This window comes from Chitinibacter sp. S2-10, assembly GCF_046530675.1.
Taxonomy (GTDB): Bacteria; Pseudomonadota; Gammaproteobacteria; order Burkholderiales; family Chitinibacteraceae; genus Chitinibacter.
In genome coordinates, this window is the sequence record NZ_CP172558.1 from 599,440 (window position 1) to 621,801 (window position 22,362).

Sequence of the window (22,362 nt, forward strand, 5' to 3'; positions counted from 1 at the left end):
AGGAGCTTCAGATGGAATTTACCATAGTTTCCCCCGCCCCAGAGTCTGCCGACTGCCTGGTCTTGCCGGTTTTGGACGAAAAACTCCCGGCACAAGGCAAAGAACTGGACATCGCATCGGGCGGCATTTTAAGCCAGGCGATCAGGGATGGCGAACTGGCCGCCAAAGCCGCCTCGGTCATCTGTCTGGGGCTGCCTGCCGGATTGCAATTCAAACGCGTGATTCTGGTGCAACTGGGTAAAGAGCCTGATCACAAAGTCATTCGCGACAGCACGCGCGCCTTGGCCAAGGCACTGATCGCCAGCCAGAATCTGACTGCCTGCATTGCCCTGTCATCAGCTGGCCACAAAAAACAGGATCAGCAATTTCTCGCGCAGGAAGTGGTCAATGCGCTGATGCTCGAAGTTTATCGTTTTGATCAATTCAAATCGGACGCGGCTCCTGCGCCCAAACTCGAACTCGTCAGCCTGCTTGCGCCGAAAAAAGGCGATATTGATGACGTTGAAGCCGGTCTTGTTTACGGTTTGGCGCTCGGGCACGGCATGAATCTGACGCGCGATCTGGGCAATTTGCCACCGAACGTCTGCACGCCGGATTACCTCGCCGCCACCGCGCAACATCTGGCGCACACTTATGATTTCTCCTGCCATGTTTTGGAGCAGGAAGAGCTTGAAACACTGAAAATGGGCTCTTTCCTGTCGGTCGCCAAAGGCTCGATTGTGCCGCCGAAATTTATCGTAATGGAATACCGCAACGCCGATAAAAAACAGAAACCCGTTGCGCTGGTCGGCAAGGGCATCACCTTTGATTCGGGCGGCATCTCGCTCAAACCCGGCGAAGGCATGGACGAGATGAAATACGATATGTGCGGCGCGGCGACTGTGCTGGGCGTATTCCGCGCCGTCGCCGAGCTCGATTTGAAAATCAATCTGGTCGGCATTATTCCGGCGTGTGAAAATATGCCAAACGGCAATGCCGTCAAACCGGGCGACATCGTCACCAGCATGAGCGGTCAGACGATTGAAATTCTGAATACCGACGCCGAAGGTCGACTGATCCTGTGCGACGCACTGACGTATGTACAACGGTTCGAACCCGCCGTCGTGATCGACATTGCGACACTGACCGGCGCCTGCATCATTGCACTGGGACATCTGACCAGCGGTCTGTATGCCAACGACGATGAGCTGGCGCAAGACCTGCTTGCCGCTTCACAGCAAACCGACGATAAGGCCTGGCGCATGCCGCTGTTCGACGAATATCAGGAACAGCTCAAATCGAATTTTGCCGACATGGCCAATATTGGCGGACGTCCGGCGGGCTCGATCACCGCTGCGGCATTCCTGTCTCGCTTCACCAAAGACGTCAAATGGGCGCATCTGGATATTGCCGGTACGGCGTGGAAATCGGGAGCGACCAAAGGCGCGACGGGTCGCCCGGTTCCGCTCTTATTGCAGTATCTGTCCAAGCTGTAAAACATCAAGGGTATACACCTGTAGACCAAACCAATAGCAAGCTAGAGACGTATACCCATTCACCATGACTGAAATTTCGTTTTATTTTAATGTCCGTTCACGAGAAACCGCCTTGTGCCAGCTTGCTGGCAAGGCGCTCGCTGCGGGCAAAAGCATTTGCATTCTGACCGGATCGGCAGCGGCCACGCAGGCGCTAGATCGCCTGCTGTGGGAAATCCCCGCTAACGGTTTTTTGCCGCATTGCAGCTTTGACGCGGCGACAGCCGAACAAACACCGATCATCCTCGATCATCGTGCCGAATTGATGACGCCGCGCGATATACTATTTAACTGGACCGACCATGTGGCACCACGCTTTAGCGAGTTTGGCCGCCTGATCGAAATTGTCGATGCCGACGACGAGCTGCGTCTGGCGGCGCGCCAGCGCTGGGCAGCGTACAAGCAACTCGGATACACGCCCGACGCAATCGATATGTCACCTCAAACCCAGACATCCAGGAGCTAGTGCATCGTGGCCGACCAGAAAAAACCACCGGAATTTAACCCGGACGAACCCCTGTTCACCATCATGGACGAACTGATGGCGCGCCATCGGCAACCCTCGACGCCGGATAATGACATCCCGATCCTCACCGAAATTGCGCCCAAGTCCATTCTTGGCCAGACCGGTGCAGATGCCGATATCCCGGCGCTGACCGATGTCGTGACGCCGCATCTGGCCGACAAAATTACCGCGCTGGAACGCGAATGGCGCAAAGATCATTACGAAGCGGACATCAGCCATCTCGACCGGGAAATTGCAGCGCCCGAGCGCAAAAACTCATCGGCACAGCAAGCAATCGAGCCGCTCCCTTTTCGGCCAGCATCGACCCCCGATCCTTTGCCGATTCAACCCAGTGTGGCAGCTGCCCCCACCACTCAGGCCTCCCCCAGCAAACGGCCGGCCGCGGCGAGCCCGATTCCGAGCGAGCTGCCACCATTACTGATTCCCGAGGCGCCGAAGAAAAAACCACCAGAACCGGCGGCCGCTTCGCCATTTCTCGATTTGCCCATGCTCGATTTGGACGAGCTCAGCCGCGCACCAGCGCCGGACTATCTTGATTTACCCGTATTGCCGAGCAAAGAAAAACGGGATCAGGTCAACACCGCCAATGCCAACTTTATCGCCACCGATCTGGTGCTGCCACTTGATGAGCTGGCGACTTTCGACGTTGCCGAGAATCCCGATTTTGAACAGGAGTTCACCGAAAGCAGCCAGATTGCCGCCGAAATTCCACAGCTTGATCTGGATGCTTTGCAAAACACGCAAATCCCGGTCATTAGCGATGACATACTGCACGCCGACCCCGACCCTGCCGATGAAAGCCACGCAGAACTTGGCGCAGAAATAGTAGAGATCGCCGAAGCAGTCGCTGTGCACGAGACGGAGGAAGTGACCGGGGAAACCGTCATCAGCGAAGTCTTATCCGACGAACAAGAGCCCAGCACCACGCCCGTCGAGACTGAATCAGAAATTGACGTCATCGAGCTCAATGACGTCTCGGCATCCGAAACGGGCATACAGCCCGAAATCCTTTCACTGGCGGTCGCAGCGCACGAAGCAGCTCCTCAGCAAGTGGCCGTTCAGATCGACCCGCACACTGACGAGGCCAAACCGAACGAAGCACTCGTCGTCAGTGCCGCACACACGACGCCCGATGATGACCTCACCATTGAGCTGATCGAGCCAAGTGGACTGCAATGGGACGACGACACGCTGATCGTCAGCACGGCCATCAGCGAGCAAAGCAGCATCACCATTAATCTGGACGAAGACAATACCTGCCTGATTGAATCTGCAGCCGCTTTACCCAGCAGCCCATCGATGGCCAACCTCCATCAAGATGCCATCACAGATGACGTGCCCGGCGACAAAGAAAAAACTGAGGGTATACCTCCAGAAAGCTTGCTAGACAACCAACAGGAAAGCATACCCGTTGGCATTACCCAGCAGACATTGAGCGACATCACCGCCAGCGTCGGCGCGCAGCTCGCCATCGACATGGTCAGCGAAGTCGAGAAACTCACCCGGCAGCATCTGGATAAATTGATGAGCAAGTTTTATCAGGAAACGCTGAGCCAACTTACCGAGCAAATCAGTCAGGATCTTGAAGAGCGGCTCGCACCGCGCATTGCCGAGCTGATCGAAGCTGAATTGCGCAGCAAAGGATTACTCTGAGCCGTGAGGCCTGTAAAAGAGACCGCGTAAGGCGTGAGGCGTGAGGCGTCCAAATAAAAAGCGGGGGTATTGATACGCAAGCATCATCTGGACTAGTCTTCATCAATATACCCAAACAACAACCAAGCCCACTCTAATTTCCCGCTACCCACACCTCACCCCTCTCTCCTTACACCTCACTCTTAACGTATAATCTGCGGTTTCGCGTTTAATTCGAGCACGCCGCCATGGAACTCGCCAAGAGCTTCGAGCCACAGAATATTGAATCCCGCTGGTACCCGTTCTGGGAAAGCCAGGGTTACTTCCAGCCCAGTATGGACCTCGCCCGCGAGGCCTTTTGTATCCAACTACCACCGCCGAATGTCACCGGCACGCTGCATATGGGCCACGCTTTTAACCAGACCATCATGGATGGCCTGACGCGTTATCACCGCATGCGCGGCGACAATACGCTGTGGCTGCCGGGCACTGACCACGCCGGTATCGCGACGCAAATCGTCGTAGAGCGCCAACTCGACGCACAAGGCGTTTCGCGCCATGACTTGGGCCGCGCCGCCTTCCTTGAAAAAGTCTGGGAATGGAAAAAAGAATCGGGCGATACGATCACCAGCCAGATGCGCCGCATGGGCTCGTCGGTCGATTGGAGTCGCGAATACTTCACGATGGACGACAAAATGTCGACCGCCGTCGTCGAAGCTTTTGTCCGCCTCTATGAAGAAGGCCTGATTTACCGTGGCAAGCGCCTGTCTAACTGGGACGCCAAGCTGGGTACCGCGATTTCTGATCTGGAAGTGATTTCCGAAGAAGAAAACGGCTCGATGTGGCATATCAAATACCCTGTTGTCGGCTCTGATGAATTCATTACCGTTGCGACGACTCGTCCTGAAACGCTGCTCGGCGACGTGGCCGTGGCGATTGCGCCAGACGACGAGCGTTTCCAACATTTACTCGGTCTGATGGTCGAGCTGCCACTGACTGGCCGCCAGATTCCAGTGATTGCCGATGAATACGTCGACAAAGAATTCGGTACCGGTTTCGTCAAAATCACGCCAGCGCACGATTTTAACGACTATCAGGTCGGCAAACGTCATAACACGCAGCTGATCAATGTGATGAGCTTGCAGGCGACGATTCTGGCCAAAGCCCAAGTATTCAGCTTTGACGGTCACAGTCTGGGCAGCGTTGATCTGCCTGCGGCGTACGCTGGTTTGACAACAGCACAAGCACGTAAAGCAATGCTCGCTGATCTGGAAGCGCATGGCCTGTTGCTCGACACCAAACCGCACAAACTGATGGTGCCACGTGGCGACCGTACCGGCACCGTGATCGAGCCTTTGCTGACCGACCAGTGGTTTATGGCAATGAGCAAACCGGCTGCCGATGGCAGCAGCATTACTGAAAAAGCGCTGGAAGCCGTCCACAGCGGCGAAGTGCAATTTGTACCGGGCGACTGGGTGAATACCTACAACGCATGGCTGAATAACATCCAAGACTGGTGTATTTCACGCCAATTGTGGTGGGGCCATCAAATCCCGGCTTGGTACGACGAAGACGGTCAAGTGTATGTTGCGCGCACCGAAGCTGAAGCCATCGCCAAAGCCGGTGGCAAGTCGGTGACACGTGATAACGACGTTTTGGATACGTGGTTCTCATCGGCGCTGGTGCCATTCTCCAGCCAAGGCTGGCCGGAAGAGACGCCGGATCTGAAAGCCTTTCTGCCTTCATCGGTGCTTGTCACTGGCTACGACATCATTTTCTTCTGGGTGGCCCGGATGATTATGATGACCAAGCATTTCACGGGCAAAGTACCGTTCAAACACGTCTACATCCACGGTCTGGTGCGCGACGCCGAAGGCAATAAGATGTCCAAATCCGAAGGCAATGTGCTCGATCCGGTCGATTTGATTGACGGTATTGCACTCGAGCCTTTGCTGGAAAAACGCACCACCGGTCTGCGTCGCCCAGAAAATGCGCCAAAAGTGGCAGCCAAAACCGCGAAAGAATTCCCGGACGGCATTCCAGCGTATGGCGTGGATGCGCTACGCTTTACCTTCGCATCGCTCGCCTCACTGGGTCGCTCGATCAACTTCGACCAGAAGCGCTGCGATGGTTATCGCAACTTCTGCAACAAAATCTGGAACGCGACGCGTTTTGTGATGATGAACGTCGAAGGCAAAGATTGCGGCCTCGAAGAAGGCGCTGAGCTCGAGTACAGCTTCCCAGATTTGTGGATCATCGGCCGTCTGCAAGAAGCCGAAGCAACGATCACGCAAGCACTCGACACTTTCCGTTTCGACTTGGCCGCGCAAGCGATTTACGAATTTGTCTGGAATGAATACTGCGACTGGTATATCGAGCTAGCCAAGGTATCTACTCAGTTTGGGACAGATACCCAGCAGCGCGCTGCGCGCCGCACGCTGATTCGCGTGCTTGAAACCATCCTGCGCCTCGCGCATCCGATCATGCCTTTCATCACCGAAGAGCTGTGGCAAACCGTTGCCCCACTCGCCGGCAAGAAAGACAGCGACTCGCTGATGACTGCGAAATGGCCGGTAGCTGACCTCACCAAAGTAAATGCAGAAGCCAATACCAAGGTCGAAACACTGAAAGCACTGGCCTTCGCAGCGCGTAATCTGCGCGGTGAAATGGGCCTGTCACCTGCAGTGAAAGTGCCGATGTTCCTCGAAGGCAGCACAGAGATGGCCGAGTTTGCGCCGTATCTGAAGCCATTGGCCAAATTGTCGGAAGTAAACATCGTCGCCACATTGCCTGCCGGTGATGCGCCAGTGGCGGTCGCTGCATCGGCTTTGGGTACGACGCGCATGATGCTGGTCGTCGAAGTCGATAAAGCGGCCGAAACCGCTCGTGTAACCAAGGAAATCGGCAAAACTTCTGATGCACGCGAGAAACTCGTCGCCAAGCTCGAAAAACCGGGTTACACCGACAAAGCGCCAGCGCACTTGGTCGAGAAAGATCGCGCACAACTGGCCGAGCTGGATGACAAACTGGCGAAACTGAACGCACAACTGGCAAAACTTCAGTAATCGGCATTGAGTTTCAGCTAGAATCAACGGAGCGCACTGCGCTCCGTTTTTTATTCCATCAAGCACGAGCCATCATGTATCTCAGCCATCTGCAGCATTCACAACCACCACTTCCCGCCATTATCGAGCATGCGCTCACCTACCTGCGCGAAACCGACTTTAGCCAGATGGCGCCCGGCCGTTACCCGCTGGATGGCGACAAGCTAATTGCGATCGTGCAAACCCCACTCACGCAACCGTGGGAAACCGGTATGCCTGAATTCCACCGCCGCTATCTCGATATTCAATATCTGCTCGAAGGCGAAGAAGTGATCGGTTACGCGCCAGCGAATCCAGATCTTCCTCTGGCCACCGATCAGTTAAACGAACGCGACATTGCCTTTATTCATCCAATTCACAATGAAACAAAATTGGTTCTAACTAGCGGCATGTTCGCCATTTTCTATCCGGGCGAACTGCATAAACCATGCAGAAGCCTCAATCAAGCGCTGCCGATTAGGAAAGTCGTCATCAAAATCGACTCTACTTTACTCGATGCATAGGCCGTAAATCTGCGTTGCAATTGAGGCCAGTGGAAAAACCCATACACATCGAACTATTGCAAACCCATTGATTAGATAGATCTTTCTGCCGGACCTCATCTTTAAACATTCATGTGCGGGCTGGCTCACACAATATGATGCTCTTGTCATGTTAACTTTTCTGTGAGCACTGACCTGAAATATATCAATAAAGTGGGCAGCGCTCCCTCCCTAAATCAAGGGAGGCTCACCCATATTGCACAATCAATATGCCGAAAATGATCGATGGAGTACGACATGAAATGTGATTTTAAGCGTTTGGCACTAGTTTCCGCTTTACTGAGCACCATCATTTCTGGGCAGGCTTTTGCTGCTTCCTGTAACGGCGTTTCTGAATGGAGTGCAGGCAGCGCCTATTCAGCCGGCAATACAGTGACCCAGTCTGGGGCTCTGTATGAAGCTAAATGGTACAGCACAAATGAAAACCCATCACAGTCGGGTGAATGGGGTGCCTGGAAAAATCTGGGGCAATGTGACAATACAGCGGATACAGCCCAAAGTCTGGAACTTGTACTTCGCCATGCGAGCCGTACACTTAATCTGGCTCCGGGCGCAGAAGACTTTGTTGCCAGCGCTTGCTTAAGCGGTGAAGCTGCAATCAGTGGCGGGCCAAGCAGCATTCCAGCCTCGGTTGGAATTGTGTACAGTACGCTCACCTATGATGGCAATCGTAGTGGCTGGATTGTTCAATTCAAAAATCCAGGGAACAATGCGATTTCAGTCACGCCGCGAGTGAGTGTTACTTGTGCCAAAGGCAAAATTACGCTGGCAGAATAAACGCGTCTCCACCCTAAAAAGTATTGAAGATTGAAATAAACAGGCCGGTAAGCACACCGGCCTGCATCCACTAGCTTGACTAATAGCACCATGTATACACTTCATAGTGCTCGCAATATATATCTTTCAGATAATTACTCTAATAATATTCAATAAAGCACTGACAGCCACAACTCAATTGAGCAACAAAGTCATACCCTGACACCTACCATATCTCGCGCCCAACAAAAAGCCCAGCTCGGTTGAGCTGGGCTTTTCTTTTAGGGAGTCTGGCAATGTCCTACTTTCACACGGGCAATCCGCACTATCATCGGCGCTGAGGCGTTTCACTGTCCTGTTCGGGATGGGAAGGAGTGGGACCACCTCGCTATGGTCACCAGACAAAACTGGGTGAGTTGACTGCTTAGGCTTTTACCTTTGCAACCACTCGAAATCAATAGAAGAAGTAATCTTTCATCAGCTCAGCTTTCGCTTCACCGGTCTCTCTTTATCTTATTCAATTCGCAATCGGGTCAATTGCACCTTCATCGCAACAACGCGTCTCAGGTTATAGGATCAAGCCTCACGGGCTATTAGTATCGGTTAGCTTAACGTATTACTACGCTTCCACACCCGACCTATCAACGTCCTGGTCTCGAACGATCCTTTAGAGGTCTTAAAGACCTAGGGAAGTCTCATCTTGAGGCTAGTTTCGCGCTTAGATGCTTTCAGCGCTTATCTATTCCCGACTTAGCTACCCGGCAATGCCACTGGCGTGACAACCGGTACACCAGAGGTCAGTCCACTCCGGTCCTCTCGTACTAGGAGCAGCCCCCCTCAAACTTCCAACGCCCACTGCAGATAGGGACCAAACTGTCTCACGACGTTTTGAACCCAGCTCACGTACCACTTTAAATGGCGAACAGCCATACCCTTGGGACCGGCTACAGCCCCAGGATGTGATGAGCCGACATCGAGGTGCCAAACTCCGCCGTCGATGTGAACTCTTGGGCGGAATCAGCCTGTTATCCCCGGAGTACCTTTTATCCGTTGAGCGATGGCCCTTCCATTCAGAACCACCGGATCACTATGTCCTGCTTTCGCACCTGCTCGACTTGTCGGTCTCGCAGTTAAGCCGCCTTTTGCCATTACACTATCAGTACGATGTCCGACCGTACCTAGGCGACCTTCGAGCTCCTCCGTTACAATTTGGGAGGAGACCGCCCCAGTCAAACTGCCTACCATGCACGGTCCCCGATCCGGATAACGGACCAAGGTTAGAACCTCAAAGGGGTCAGGGTGGTATTTCAAGGACGGCTCCACTGAAACTAGCGTTCCAGCTTCAAAGCCTCCCACCTATCCTACACAAACCACTTCAAAGTCCAATGCAAAGCTACAGTAAAGGTTCACGGGGTCTTTCCGTCTAGCAGCGGGGAGATTGCATCTTCACAAACACTTCAACTTCGCTGAGTCTCGGGAGGAGACAGTAGGGCCATCGTTACGCCATTCGTGCGGGTCGGAACTTACCCGACAAGGAATTTCGCTACCTTAGGACCGTTATAGTTACGGCCGCCGTTTACTGGGACTTCAATCAAGAGCTTGCACCCCATCATTTAATCTTCCAGCACCGGGCAGGCGTCACACCGTATACATCCACTTTCGTGTTAGCACAGTGCTGTGTTTTTGATAAACAGTCGCAGCCCTCATTTCTCTGCGGCCTCATTGGGCTCCAGTTGTACACCTTCACCTACTAGAGGCACACCTTCTCCCGAAGTTACGGTGTCAATTTGCCGAGTTCCTTCTCCCGAGTTCTCTCAAGCACCTTAGAATACTCTTCCTACCCACCTGTGTCGGTTTGCGGTACGGTTCGATATTAGCTGAAGCTTAGTGGCTTTTCTTGGAAGCAGGGTATCGCTCACTTCGTCGACAAGTCGACTCGTCATCACGCCTCAGCGTTAAAGTAGCCCGGATTTGCCTAAGCTACACGCCTACACGCTTAAACCAACTCTTCCAACCGTTGGCTGAGGTAACCTTCTCCGTCCCCACATCGCACTAATACCAAGTACAGGAATATTAACCTGTTTCCCATCGACTACGCATTTCTGCCTCGCCTTAGGGGCCGACTCACCCTGCGCCGATGAACGTTGCGCAGGAAACCTGGGGTTTTCGGTGAGGGGGCTTTTCACCCCCTTTATCGCTACTCATGTCAGCATTCGCACTTCTGATACCTCCAGCATCCTTCTCAAGACACCTTCACAGGCTTACAGAACGCTCCTCTACCATATGTACATCGTACATATCCGCGTCTTCGGTTATCAATTTGAGCCCCGTTACATCTTCCGCGCAGGACGACTCGACCAGTGAGCTATTACGCTTTCTTTAAATGATGGCTGCTTCTAAGCCAACATCCTGGCTGTCTGTGCCTTCCCACCTCGTTTTCCACTTAATTGATCATTTGGGACCTTAGACGGCGGTCTGGGTTGTTTCCCTCTTGTCCCAGGACGTTAGCACCCCAGGACTGTCTCCCATGCTCGCACTTGACGGTATTCAGAGTTTGCCATGGTTTGGTAAGTCGCGATGACCCCCTAGCCATAACAGTGCTTTACCCCCGTCAGTGATACATGAGGCACTACCTAAATAGTTTTCGAGGAGAACCAGCTATTTCCAAGTTTGTTTAGCCTTTCACCCCTAGCCACAGCTCATCCCCTAACTTTGCAACGTTAGTGGGTTCGGACCTCCAGTGCGTGTTACCGCACCTTCATCCTGGCCATGGCTAGATCACTTGGTTTCGGGTCTACGCCCAGCAACTGTGCGCCCTATTCGGACTCGGTTTCCCTACGCCTCCCCTATTTGGTTAAGCTTGCTACTGAACGTAAGTCGCTGACCCATTATACAAAAGGTACGCAGTCACCCAACTTGTGGGCTCCCACTGTTTGTATGCATCCGGTTTCAGGTTCTATTTCACTCCCCTCCCGGGGTTCTTTTCGCCTTTCCCTCACGGTACTGGTTCACTATCGGTCGATGATGAGTATTTAGCCTTGGAGGATGGTCCCCCCATCTTCAAACAGGATTTCTCGTGTCCCGCCCTACTTCTCGTACGCTTAGTACCACCCAATGCTTTTCATATACGGGGCTATCACCCACTATGGCGGCACTTTCCATTGCCTTCTATTAAGCTTTGAGTTATCACGTACAGGCTCTTCCCATTTCGCTCGCCACTACTTTGGGAATCTCGGTTGATTTCTTTTCCTGCGGTTACTTAGATGTTTCAGTTCACCGCGTTCGCTCTACATCACCTATGTATTCAGTGATGAGTGACCCAAAAGGGCCGGGTTTCCCCATTCGGAAATCGTGGGATCAAAGCGCTTTGCCAGCTCCCCCACGCTTATCGCAGGCTATCACGTCCTTCGTCGCCTATCATCGCCAAGGCATCCACCAGATGCACTTATTCGCTTGATCCTATAACCTCAAACACGTTTTACCGTACTCTTGGTCAGAGTTTCGTATTTACGACTTGTTGTAGGGTTTCTCAGGTCCTACAACGGCTGATCTTTCGATCAGCAGATACAATCAACCCAATTTATTACTGTAAAAACAAGTTACCCTGTTTTCACATTGTTTAATTAGGAGATATTACTTCTTCTATTTTGTTAAAGAACGATACAGTCACACATTCCTGTGTGGGTCTGATTTAAGAAACCAGAACAAAATCACCAGACCGAATCATTATTTCTGATTCGTCTACTGACTGAATTCTGAACTCTTGTTTGCTGCGCCACCGCTTGCACAGTGCTCGCCGCAAGGCGTGGTGGAGGATGACGGGATCGAACCGACGACCCCCTGCTTGCAAAGCAGGTGCTCTCCCAACTGAGCTAATCCCCCAATCTGGCATGACTAAGCTGTTTCCATTGACTCGTCAATGGTGGGTCAGATAGGAATCGAACCTATGACCCCCGCGTTATCAACACGGTGCTCTAACCGACTGAGCTACTGACCCAGCTTCCAACTCAACAACTTCTTTCATTTATGAATGAAGTCGTCTCTGTATCTTCAAATTTACAGCCGATGAGTGTGAGTCCTTGACCCGCAGGTCTTGCTCTTGAAAGGAGGTGATCCAGCCGCAGGTTCCCCTACGGCTACCTTGTTACGACTTCACCCCAGTCATGAATCCCACCGTGGTAAGCGGCCTCCTTGCGGTTAGCCTACCTACTTCTGGTGAAACCCACTCCCATGGTGTGACGGGCGGTGTGTACAAGGCCCGGGAACGTATTCACCGCGACATGCTGATCCGCGATTACTAGCGATTCCGACTTCATGCACTCGAGTTGCAGAGTGCAATCCGGACTACGATCGGTTTTGTGAGATTGGCACCCCCTCGCGGGTTAGCGACCCTCTGTACCGACCATTGTATGACGTGTGAAGCCCTGGTCATAAGGGCCATGAGGACTTGACGTCATCCCCACCTTCCTCCGGTTTGTCACCGGCAGTCCCATTAAAGTGCCCAACTGAATGCTGGCAACTAATGGCAAGGGTTGCGCTCGTTGCGGGACTTAACCCAACATCTCACGACACGAGCTGACGACAGCCATGCAGCACCTGTGTTACGGCTCCCGAAGGCACTCCTCGATCTCTCAAGGATTCCGTACATGTCAAGACCAGGTAAGGTTTTTCGCGTTGCATCGAATTAATCCACATCATCCACCGCTTGTGCGGGCCCCCGTCAATTCCTTTGAGTTTTAGTCTTGCGACCGTACTCCCCAGGCGGTCAACTTCACGCGTTAGCTGCGTTACTAAGCTCCGAAAAGCCCAACAACTAGTTGACATCGTTTAGGGCGTGGACTACCAGGGTATCTAATCCTGTTTGCTCCCCACGCTTTCGTGCATGAGTGTCAGTATCAGCCCAGGGGGTTGCCTTCGCCATCGGTGTTCCTCCACATCTCTACGCATTTCACTGCTACACGTGGAATTCCACCCCCCTCTGCCGTACTCTAGTTAGCCAGTTCGCAATGCAATTCCCAAGTTGAGCTCGGGGATTTCACATCGCGCTTAACAAACCACCTGCGCACGCTTTACGCCCAGTAATTCCGATTAACGCTTGGACCCTACGTATTACCGCGGCTGCTGGCACGTAGTTAGCCGGTCCTTATTCTTCTGGTACTCTCATCCCCGGTGGGTATTAGCCACAAGGATTTGCTCCCAGACAAAAGCGCTTTACAACCCGAAGGCCTTCTTCACGCACGCGGCATTGCTGGATCAGGCTTGCGCCCATTGTCCAAGATTCCCCACTGCTGCCTCCCGTAGGAGTCTGGACCGTGTCTCAGTTCCAGTGTGGCGGATCGTCCTCTAAGACCCGCTACTGATCGTCGCCTTGGTGAGCCTTTACCTCACCAACTAGCTAATCAGCCATCGGCCGCTCCAATAACAAGAGGTCTTGCGATCCCCCTCTTTCCCCCGTAGGGCGTATGCGGTATTAGCTATCCTTTCGGATAGTTATCCCCCATTACTGGGTACGTTCCGATGTATTACTCACCCGTTCGCCACTCGCCACCAGACCGAAGTCCGTGCTGCCGTTCGACTTGCATGTGTAAAGCATGCCGCCAGCGTTCAATCTGAGCCAGGATCAAACTCTTTCGTTTAATCGCTATGCTATTTTTACTACTTGGCTTGTACTTCAATACTCAAAGAAACTGCGAGATAAACTCTAAAGAGTTCGTCTTTCAATTTTCTTTTCAATTGAGTGCAAGCACTTGATTTGACTTACGAATCAAGGGCTCACACTCATCGGCTGTAGATTGTTAAAGATCGGGCTGAACAACCAAGAAACACACTTCGTTTCGTTGCGTCATCAGCAGAGAGGCCGAACTATACCCATCGGACCGGAACCCGTCAACTGCTATCGAGCAAGAAAATGCCACAAAGGCGTTAAGTCACTGAAAACAAAAAGAACCTATAAAACGCATCGCAGCAGGCTAAAGGCTGAAAAGCACAAAGCCCGCTGGCGCGGGCTTTGTTTTCACTAAGTTCTACGCAACAAACAGGCTTATTTAGTCTTTCGCTGGCTTATCGCGATTGCCGCCAGCAATCATTTTGTATTCAAACAAACGGCATTCAAGCGGGCCATTAAATAGCACGGTGCGTTTCGATGCTTTCAGACGCATGTATTTGGGCATATCCAGATCGGCAGTCAGGAAATAAGCATTCCAGCCGGCAAAACGCTGCTTCAAAACGCTAGCCCATTGCGGGTACAAAGTCGCCAGATGCTCTTTTTCATCCATGCGCGCACCGTATGGCGGGTTGCAAACCCACACGCCCGACTCTGCTGGCGGCTTGGCGTCAAGCACATTCAATTGTTTTAATTGAATCGCAGCGTCCAGACCTGCTGCAGCAATATTGGCTTTGGCGTGAATCAGTACCGTACTTGATACGTCCGAACCCGAAATCAGATTATTCGAACTTGTTTCCTTGGCCTTGGCTTCGGCGCGTACGCTTTGCCAGAAAGCATCGTCAAACATCCGCATTTGCTGAAAAGCGAACGAGCGGCGAATACCCGGTGCGATATTGCGTGCGATCATCGCCGCTTCAATCAGGAAAGTACCCGAGCCGCACATTGGATCGTAAAAAGGCTGATCCGGTGTCCAGCCACTGAGCGACAAAATCCCCGCCGCCAGATTTTCACGCACCGGCGCATCGCCCGTTTCAACGCGATAACCACGTTTGAACAGCGCCTCACCCGAGGTATCGAGATACAACGTCGCCATTTTGTCGGACAAATACAGATGAATCCGCATGTCCGGCTCTTTGGTATCAACGCTGGGGCGATTGCCGCACTTCAGGCGGAAACGATCACAAACGCCGTCTTTGACTTTCAGCGCAATAAAATCGAGGCTGCGCAATGGTGAGCGCACTGCGGTTACTGTCACTTTGATCGTGTTTTCAACAGCAAAAATATCAGCCCATTCGGTATCACGCGCCATGCGGAAAATGTCGTCTTCCGTGCGGTACGGTTTTTCAACCAGCTTCCACAAGATACGGCTGGCCACGCGCGAATACAGATTCGCCTTGTACATCACCGTCCATGGACCTGCGAAAGCCACGCCACCGTCGGTGACTTTGACTTTCTTGGCGCCCTGCGCCAACAATTCCTGTTCCAGAATCGGCTCAAGACCACGCGGACATGGGGCGAAAAATTCAAATATTTGCAGCACTGGCTTCTTCTTTTAAAACTAAACGGTTGTAGTCACTATACCCGCATCGAGCGGCTCGGTACGGCGGCGGGTTTGCATGATCAAAGGTGCCCAAGTTTCGCCCGGACGTTTTTTACGCGTCGTCAGCGTTAGCTCGGACGGGCCATACACATTGGTGTTATGCGTTAATGGCGTGGTAATCAAATACTGAGCCTGCGTTGCCTTCAGGAAAGCGCCAACACGGTCAATATTGAAAATATCCAAGTGGGCAAACGGCTCGTCGATAAAGACAAAGCCCGACGGGTTGCTGTCGTCCATCATCAGGCCGATCAGCAGAATCAACGACTTCATCACCTGTTGACCACCCGAGGCTTCGCCGTCGTTCAAACCCATCATGCCTTTCTGGTCGAAGTTGAAGCGTGCGGTCAGGCCGGCTTGCGCCAACACGACGTCGTCGTTTTCCAGATGCGGCATATCGAGTTCGACGTCGATACCGGCCAGATCACCGAGGCCTTTAATATTGCGACCATAGGCACGAACTGTCGCGCGTAGCTTATTGATATACGCCGCGCGGGCTTCTTCGGTCAGTTGGCCGGTACGTTCAACTTCCTGGCGATGCCCTTGTGATTCATCTTCGAGCGCATCGTAATCGGCGACCAATTTATCGCGACGCTGGATGATGGTTTCGTCTTTTTCCCAATGCGCTTGCGTCAATTGCTCTTGCTGGCGCTCGATGATGTGACGCACTTCGGTGACGCTGCGATACTCTTCTTTCAATTGCGCCAACACATTCGGCAACAACCACGCAGGCAAAGCCTTTTCTTTCAGCACGCGAATCGCGCCGAGCTGGCGGCTGATTTCATTACGCTGGCGAGTAATTTGCGCTTGCAATTCTTCGACCGCGCGACGGAATTGATCACGTTCGATTTCAATTTTTTGCGCGGCCAGACGCAAATCGGCACGGCTTTCGCGTGAGCCTTCGAGCGAGGCTTGCGCAGCAGCCAATTCAGCACCCAAACGTTGCACTTCAGCTTGTTCAAACGGGAAGCGCTCGGCCGCTGCAGCAAACTCGGTCTGACGCGACGCGAGCTGCAACACCGCCTGCATGCCCATCAACTGCACGGTAATTGCCTGAATATCGCGCTGTACGCTGGCAAAGTCGGTTTCCTGATCCAGAATCTGATCATTCAAGGCCTTCAGGCGCAACGCAATATCATTCAGACGCGAATGACGCGCGGCTTCACCAAAGGCATATTCACGGGTATCGACCCCAATGAAACGCGCACCGCGGCGCTCACGATAATACCCCTCACGGGTAATCCAGTCGCTGCTGATGCGACTACCCGCTTCAACCGACTTCACGCGCTGAATGCCATTGAGCTGACGACTCAGCCATGCTGGCACTGGCGCTTTGAAATCAATGATTTCCAGCACCGAGCCCAGATTGGCGCGCGGCGCAGGTTCGCGCTCGGACACGATAAAGTGGCGATAACGCAGGCGTTCACCAACTTCCCACGCGCGCTGTTTATCGGCTTCGCGCTGCAGCAAAATCAGATGGCGCGACGGCGCGAGCAAGGCCTCGACCGCATCCTGCCAGGCCGGATCTTGTACTTCACAAATTTCGGTCAGCAGTTGATGCGGAATACCGGCTTCGTCGAGCGCGGCGCGCATCTGGCGAACGAATTCGGGCGACGGCGCTTTACCCGCCTGCAGCGCAAATTGTGCTTCGGACAATTGCTGACGTTCGTCGCGCGCGTTTTTCAACGCGAGTTTTTTCTCGGTTTCGAGCACTTTCAGATCGGCAAGTCTGTCGTTCAAGCCTATCGCGTCAGCGCCGTGTTCGCGCTCGGCGAGCTCTCGCAGCTTTTCACCTTCGCGCATAATGCGCTCGGTATCACGCGCTGCGTCGCGCACTTCCTGAAACTTGGCAAACATCGCGTCGTAATCGACTTTGCTTTGCTGCTCACCACTCAGCGTTTGGTTCGCCGCCAGCTGCGCCACCGCCAGCCGTTTGTCGAGCTGGATCAAATCGCTGCGTTTATGCCAGAGATTGCGACGATTTTGCTTAAATTGAGCAATGTAGTTGCGCAGCGTGTCTTGCGCTTCGGCCACTTGCAGCGCCGGAATGACTTCGTTTTCCAGCCGTACGGTATCGGTGCCGAGCGAACACCATTCTAAATAGCTGCTCGCGCGCAGGCGGAAACGCTCGACGTCTAATCCAAGCTGCGACAATTGCTGCTGCATTTTGTCGAGTTCGCCCTCGGCCTCGCGCAGGCGCACTTTGGCTTCCTGATAATGATCGAGTACTTCCTTGTCGCCAAAAACCTGAAACACCAGATCGAGCAATGCCTTAGGGGAGTATTCGCACAGCTTGTCCGTATCACCTTGCTCCAGCGCCAATACCTCGGCAATTGCCGGAGTCAGCCCGGCTTGCTCAAGGCGGCGGCGGTAATCACCCACACCCAGCCATTGCAAAGTGTTTTCGGTTTGCCCGTCGAGCTGCGCATCGCCCTCGGCAATCGCATACTGGCGAACCCAGTCGCCGCCCTGCTTCTTGATCCGGCAAAACAGCGTCACTGTTTCGCTGGTCATCGGAAAAAACAGATAAGGGAAAAAGCCACCGCCACTGCGCTTCGGATTGCTGACCACCGCACGCAGCCAGGCGATGTTTTCTTTGTTATTACGAACATAACGTTTGTAATCACGACGGCCTGAACATTTAAGCGCCAGCATCGTACGCAATGCATCGAGCAGCGTGGTTTTACCCGAACCATTGGGCCCGACGACAGTCACAATTTGCGCATCAAGCGGCACTGAAATTCGTTGCCAAAAATCCCAATGCACCATCTCTATCGTTTTAATCTGGAACATTTAATATGTCTCCACAGCGACTGCGGTCACAATTTGCGAACCAGCTGGCGGCACCGAAATCTGCAGCCAAAAATCCCAATGCGCCATTCCGATGGTTTTAATCTGGAACATCAGTTCACCTCCGCATCAGTTACCACTTTCGTGCCAGATAATTGAAGAATATCGGCGAGTGCGCCGTTGATAATGCGCGGCGCGAGCTTGGCGTAGTCGATCATCAGATCGAGCATCGGGCCTTCATAAATCATCCGGTTACGGCGAACGACAAAACCGAGCTTGGACAGCTGCCCCAGATTGGTCGTAAAGCGCATTTTGCCGCCGAGCACTTTGCCAAAATCGGCGTACAGCGCATCTTCCGATACGCCGAGCGCGACATTTTCACCGTGTTCGATCGGCTTTTCAGCGCCGAACATATCGCCTTGATCTTCGTTGCCCGCTTCAACGCGCGCAATCTGGCGTTCGCGTTTCGGCAAAATAATCAGCGCCCAGACAACAACCAGCAAGGCAATGCCGTCGCGCGGCAAGCCCATATTATTCGACAGCCAATTTTCGCCCTCACCGAAAACCCATTCTTCCATATGCGGCTGCAGCGCCACCGCGATGTGTTCAGCGTAGGGATTTTCCAGTAACTGCAAGCCGCATTCGGCTAGACGGTGTTCGAGTGATTCGCGAAAAGACTCATCAATCAGCGCACGGCGCGCGAGAGGGTCTTTGCGCAAAACAAAACGCTGCGCCAGCAGGCGCGCAACCAAAATATTGAGGGCTTGATCCATGCTCTATCAGCCTTTCTTCATCATTGTTTTCATCGGGGTCAGGCGGCCATGACTAATACTGGCGACTTCGGGGTGATCGGGTTCAAATAATTCACCGCTGGTTTCAAGCTGCAGCGGGATTTTGACAATATCGGCGACGACGCTTTTTTCCAGTGCCGCCTCGGCATCGCCCAAGAGCGACAACAGAGACAAACGGTAAGCCGTTTCGTTGTAGGTCGGCGCAATCACTGCGGCAGGCAAGTCTCCACCGATACCATCGGCCACCAGACGATTCAGGTCTTCATACAAAGACTCGGCCAGCATCAGGCGCTCGGCTTCGACTTCACCGACTTCCTGCGCGGCAGCGCCCGCTGGCATTTCGCTGACGAGATTGACCGGGCGCTCGCGCTCGCAAATTTCATATTCGGCGACGTCGAGCAGAATATCGGACACAACAAAATGCGGCTCGGGATGGAACAGAATCAGGTCACGGCCAAGGCCGGCCAGTTTTTCCTGCGTTTGCTGGCGCAACCAGTCGGCGACGTTGGTCGTTGACAGGCCGGACTGCCCCAGATGCACGCGCTGCGAAGCCAGCTCGGACAAGCGGCGATGAAACACCGAAGTGAGCCGCAACATCCGCGCCTGCGCCAGCGCAATCGCTTGCGCAATCTGATACACGCGCTGATCGGTTGCGTCGTCGGTGAGCACGGTGCGAATCACATCGGTGCCTTTTTCGACCCATTGCCAGACTTTTTCGAGTTTTTCGCGCGCGGCACGGATCTGGAATTCCGATTGCGACTCCAGCGCGGCTTCAAAATCGGCATACAGCTCGTTCAAACGCGCCAGCAGGTTAAGCATCACTTCGTTGGAAACCTGCCCCAGCGATTGCCCTGCCGCAACTTGCGAAGTCAGATAACCCAGCTCGGCGTCGCCATCGGCAAATTGCATCATCGTGCCGAGCGCGGCCAGCGCCACACGACCCGCCTCGCTCATCGCGTACAGTTGCTCGTCACTATCCCACACCAGCAAGCCGTTATCGCGCAGACGTTTCAATACCGTATCGAGTTTGACCTGATTGATATAGGCAAAATGCGATTGCAAATCAGCGGGTGACCAGCGCGGCGCATCGGCGCGCGCGCCAATTTCGCGCAGCACGATCAGACGAACAAAAACCTCGTCCTCGCCACCGCGAAACAGCGTAATAAAAGCATCGATATAAGTGCGCGCACGCAGCAACTCGGCCATTTGCGGCAATTCGTGCGGAACAAAACCGGGCTGAAAAAAATCGGAGAATAGGTTTTCGTCTTGCATGGGATACGCAAAAATCGGGAAGCAGCAAGACTAAAGGCAAATAGCAGGAAAAACAATGCCTTTAGCGGGAAGTGGTACAACAGCACAATCACGATTTGAAGACGGTACAAATCGAGAATTAAAATGCGACGGGTATTGCCATGAAGCGCTTTACCAGCAAGAGCCCCAGAGCAATACCCATCAAATTACTTACTCGATATCGCCATCCGCAGCCAAAGCAGCAGCACGCGCGGCAAGCAGCGCTTCTTGTTCGGCAGCCAGACGCGCTGCGGCGTCGTCTTCCTGTTGTTTCAACAGCTTTTTCGCCGCTTCCAGATAGTCGGCAATCGCGTAAGTCAGATCGCGACAACCTTCACCGGTTAAACCTGCGATGACAAAATAACGCGGCTTGGCTGGATCGAACGCAGCGTATTCGTCGTATTCGCCCGCTTGCCAGCCGTAGGCTTGCAGAAAGGCCTGAACACGCTCTTCGCGCTCGTCTTCCGGGATCATGTCGACTTTATTGAGCACCAACCAACGTGGCTTGTTGTACAGCTCTTCGTCGTATTTGCGCAATTCTTCGACAATCGCGTTCGCTTCAGCCACCGGATCAACTTCAGAATCAAATGGCGCCAAGTCAACGAGGTGCAACAAAATACCGGTACGCTGCAAATGCTTCAAAAAGCGATGACCCAGACCAGCGCCGTCCGCCGCGCCTTCGATCAGACCCGGCACGTCGGCGATGACAAAGCTGCGGTTTTCGTCGATCCGCACCACGCCTAAATTGGGGTGCAGCGTCGTAAACGGATAATCGGCGACTTTCGGTTTCGCAGCCGAAACAGCGCGAATAAAAGTCGATTTGCCAGCGTTCGGCATACCGAGCAGACCGACATCAGCCAGCACTTTCAATTCCAACTTCAATTCACGACGCTCGCCTTCAGCACCTGGCGTCGTTTGACGTGGCGCGCGATTAGTCGACGATTTGAAATGCAAATTACCAAAACCACCCTGGCCGCCTTTGGCAATCGGCAAACGCTCGCCATTTTTGGTCAGATCGGCCACCAGTTCACCGGTTTCAGCGTCGGTAATCGTCGTGCCAATCGGCATGCGCAATTCGATATCATCGCCGCCCTTGCCGTAGCAATCGGCGCCACGACCACCTTCGCCGTCGCGCGCTTTGTATTTGCGCACAAAGCGGTAATCAACCAATGTATTGATGTCTTCGTCGGCAATCGCCCACACCGTGCCGCCCTTGCCGCCATCGCCACCATCCGGGCCGCCGCGCGGAACAAATTTTTCGCGGCGCATACTGGCCGAGCCATTGCCGCCCTTGCCGCCGATTACTTCAATTTTTGCTTCATCAATAAACTTCATAACTCTCTCCTACCGCACAGGGTATCGCCCCGCAAACCAAGGGATTTACCACATACAACCCCATACCAAGGCACGTATCTGGAAAATCACCTAGCCAGACTGCAAAACCCACAAAGAAAAAAAGCCCCATCACGTGGACAGGGCTTTCAAAGCAAACCGGAAAGAAGCTTAAGCTTCTTCGCCAGTGTAAGGCAGTACAGTGACAGTGCGACGCTTCAGAGCGCCTTTCACTGCGTATTGTACGTAGCCATCACATTTCGCGAACAGGGTGTGATCTTTGCCCATACCAACATTGTCACCAGCGTGGAATTCAGTACCACGTTGACGAACAATGATAGAACCAGCAGGAATCAATTCACCACCGTAAACTTTGATACCCAAGCGTTTGGCTTCTGAATCGCGACCGTTACGCGAACTACCACCAGCTTTCTTATGTGCCATGGTTCAGCTCCTTAATTACTTAACGATTTCGTCAATGCGAATTTCAGTGTAGTTCTGGCGATGGCCAGCACGACGCATGTAGTGTTTACGACGGCGCATTTTGAAAATGCGAACCTTCTCACCACGACCTTGAGAAATCACTGTAGCTTTGATGGAAGCGCCGGCAACCACTGGGGCACCAATCACAACCGCATCACCGTCTGCCACCATCAATACTTCATTCAGTACGATTTGGCTGTCGATGTCTGCAGATATCTGTTCTACTTTAAGTTTTTCGCCGATAGCAACTTTGTACTGCTTGCCACCAGTTTTTACGACTGCATACATAACAAGCTCCTAAGAGTTTGACCCAACGTGCCGCGGACTATTCACACCGGCA

At 53.2% G+C, this 22,362-nt stretch carries 13 protein-coding genes, 2 tRNA genes and 3 rRNA genes; 6 read left to right on the forward strand and 12 right to left on the reverse strand.

Going from position 1 to position 22,362, the window contains the following annotated elements; all coding sequences use genetic code 11:
• Positions 1 to 11: 11 nt before the first annotated feature.
• The 6 genes from ACG2XO_RS02745 to ACG2XO_RS02770 all read left to right on the forward strand — a co-directional run bounded on the left by ACG2XO_RS02745 (position 12) and on the right by ACG2XO_RS02770 (position 8,095).
• The gene (locus ACG2XO_RS02745) at positions 12 to 1,475 is read left to right on the forward strand and encodes a leucyl aminopeptidase (RefSeq protein WP_410499315.1); all 1,464 of its coding nucleotides are present in this window, start codon (positions 12 to 14) and stop codon (positions 1,473 to 1,475) included.
• Positions 1,476 to 1,539: 64 nt separating this feature from the next.
• On the forward strand, positions 1,540 to 1,980 hold the full coding sequence (locus ACG2XO_RS02750; protein WP_410499316.1) for a DNA polymerase III subunit chi: 441 nt from the start codon (positions 1,540 to 1,542) through the stop codon (positions 1,978 to 1,980).
• Positions 1,981 to 1,986: 6 nt separating this feature from the next.
• On the forward strand, positions 1,987 to 3,693 hold the full coding sequence (locus ACG2XO_RS02755) for a hypothetical protein (RefSeq protein ID WP_410499317.1): 1,707 nt from the start codon (positions 1,987 to 1,989) through the stop codon (positions 3,691 to 3,693).
• Between the two features lie 227 nt (positions 3,694 to 3,920).
• Positions 3,921 to 6,737, forward strand: a complete 2,817-nt coding sequence (locus ACG2XO_RS02760; RefSeq protein ID WP_410499318.1) for a valine--tRNA ligase — start codon at positions 3,921 to 3,923, stop codon at positions 6,735 to 6,737.
• A 74-nt stretch (positions 6,738 to 6,811) separates the two neighbouring features.
• Positions 6,812 to 7,279, forward strand: coding sequence for a YhcH/YjgK/YiaL family protein (locus ACG2XO_RS02765; protein WP_410499319.1), 468 nt, complete (start codon positions 6,812 to 6,814; stop codon positions 7,277 to 7,279).
• 264 nt (positions 7,280 to 7,543) lie between these two features.
• Positions 7,544 to 8,095, forward strand: a complete 552-nt coding sequence (locus ACG2XO_RS02770) for a carbohydrate-binding protein (protein ID WP_410499320.1) — start codon at positions 7,544 to 7,546, stop codon at positions 8,093 to 8,095.
• Between the two features lie 267 nt (positions 8,096 to 8,362).
• Here ACG2XO_RS02770 and rrf read toward each other — a convergent pair.
• The 12 genes from rrf to rplU all read right to left on the reverse strand — a co-directional run bounded on the left by rrf (position 8,363) and on the right by rplU (position 22,310).
• A 5S ribosomal RNA gene (rrf, locus tag ACG2XO_RS02775) occupies positions 8,363 to 8,476 on the reverse strand.
• A gap of 170 nt (positions 8,477 to 8,646) precedes the next feature.
• Positions 8,647 to 11,533 (reverse strand): 23S ribosomal RNA (locus ACG2XO_RS02780).
• Between the two features lie 347 nt (positions 11,534 to 11,880).
• A tRNA-Ala gene (locus ACG2XO_RS02785) sits at positions 11,881 to 11,956 on the reverse strand.
• Between the two features lie 38 nt (positions 11,957 to 11,994).
• A tRNA-Ile gene (locus ACG2XO_RS02790) sits at positions 11,995 to 12,071 on the reverse strand.
• Positions 12,072 to 12,176: 105 nt separating this feature from the next.
• Positions 12,177 to 13,710, reverse strand: a 16S ribosomal RNA gene (locus ACG2XO_RS02795).
• Together the 16S, 23S and 5S rRNA genes with 2 tRNA genes alongside form the textbook arrangement of a ribosomal RNA operon.
• A 408-nt stretch (positions 13,711 to 14,118) precedes the next feature.
• Positions 14,119 to 15,279, reverse strand: a complete 1,161-nt coding sequence (locus ACG2XO_RS02800; RefSeq protein ID WP_410499321.1) for a class I SAM-dependent RNA methyltransferase — start codon at positions 15,277 to 15,279, stop codon at positions 14,119 to 14,121.
• 18 nt (positions 15,280 to 15,297) lie between these two features.
• A complete protein-coding gene (locus ACG2XO_RS02805; RefSeq protein ID WP_410499322.1) occupies positions 15,298 to 18,129 on the reverse strand; it encodes an ATP-binding protein in 2,832 nt (943 codons plus the stop codon).
• 110 nt (positions 18,130 to 18,239) lie between these two features.
• Complete coding sequence (locus tag ACG2XO_RS02810; protein WP_410499323.1) at positions 18,240 to 18,899, reverse strand: hypothetical protein; 660 nt, start codon at positions 18,897 to 18,899, stop codon at positions 18,240 to 18,242.
• A gap of 6 nt (positions 18,900 to 18,905) precedes the next feature.
• Complete coding sequence (locus ACG2XO_RS02815; protein ID WP_410499324.1) at positions 18,906 to 20,189, reverse strand: hypothetical protein; 1,284 nt, start codon at positions 20,187 to 20,189, stop codon at positions 18,906 to 18,908.
• Positions 20,190 to 20,378: 189 nt separating this feature from the next.
• Entirely contained in the window at positions 20,379 to 21,542 is a 1,164-nt protein-coding gene (gene obgE, locus ACG2XO_RS02820) for a GTPase ObgE (protein ID WP_410499325.1), read from the reverse strand.
• A 168-nt stretch (positions 21,543 to 21,710) separates the two neighbouring features.
• Positions 21,711 to 21,983 carry a 50S ribosomal protein L27 gene (gene rpmA / locus ACG2XO_RS02825; protein ID WP_410499326.1) on the reverse strand — a complete coding sequence of 91 codons (273 nt, stop codon included), beginning with the start codon at positions 21,981 to 21,983 and terminating at the stop codon, positions 21,711 to 21,713.
• Positions 21,984 to 21,998: 15 nt separating this feature from the next.
• Positions 21,999 to 22,310: a 50S ribosomal protein L21 gene (gene rplU, locus ACG2XO_RS02830; RefSeq protein ID WP_157670803.1), complete on the reverse strand. Its 312-nt coding sequence runs from the start codon at positions 22,308 to 22,310 to the stop codon at positions 21,999 to 22,001.
• Positions 22,311 to 22,362 lie beyond the last annotated feature (52 nt).

Coding starts and splice junctions, on each gene's coding strand:
- ACG2XO_RS02745 (WP_410499315.1), top strand. CDS start 12: ATGGAATTTACCATAGTTTCCCCCGCCCCAGAGTCTGCCGACTGCCTG.
- ACG2XO_RS02750 (WP_410499316.1), top strand. CDS start 1,540: ATGACTGAAATTTCGTTTTATTTTAATGTCCGTTCACGAGAAACCGCC.
- ACG2XO_RS02760 (WP_410499318.1), top strand. CDS start 3,921: ATGGAACTCGCCAAGAGCTTCGAGCCACAGAATATTGAATCCCGCTGG.
- ACG2XO_RS02765 (WP_410499319.1), top strand. CDS start 6,812: ATGTATCTCAGCCATCTGCAGCATTCACAACCACCACTTCCCGCCATT.
- ACG2XO_RS02770 (WP_410499320.1), top strand. CDS start 7,544: ATGGAGTACGACATGAAATGTGATTTTAAGCGTTTGGCACTAGTTTCC.
- ACG2XO_RS02805 (WP_410499322.1), bottom strand. CDS start 18,129: ATGTTCCAGATTAAAACGATAGAGATGGTGCATTGGGATTTTTGGCAA.
- ACG2XO_RS02810 (WP_410499323.1), bottom strand. CDS start 18,899: ATGGATCAAGCCCTCAATATTTTGGTTGCGCGCCTGCTGGCGCAGCGT.
- ACG2XO_RS02815 (WP_410499324.1), bottom strand. CDS start 20,189: ATGCAAGACGAAAACCTATTCTCCGATTTTTTTCAGCCCGGTTTTGTT.
- obgE (WP_410499325.1), bottom strand. CDS start 21,542: ATGAAGTTTATTGATGAAGCAAAAATTGAAGTAATCGGCGGCAAGGGC.
- rpmA (WP_410499326.1), bottom strand. CDS start 21,983: ATGGCACATAAGAAAGCTGGTGGTAGTTCGCGTAACGGTCGCGATTCA.
- rplU (WP_157670803.1), bottom strand. CDS start 22,310: ATGTATGCAGTCGTAAAAACTGGTGGCAAGCAGTACAAAGTTGCTATC.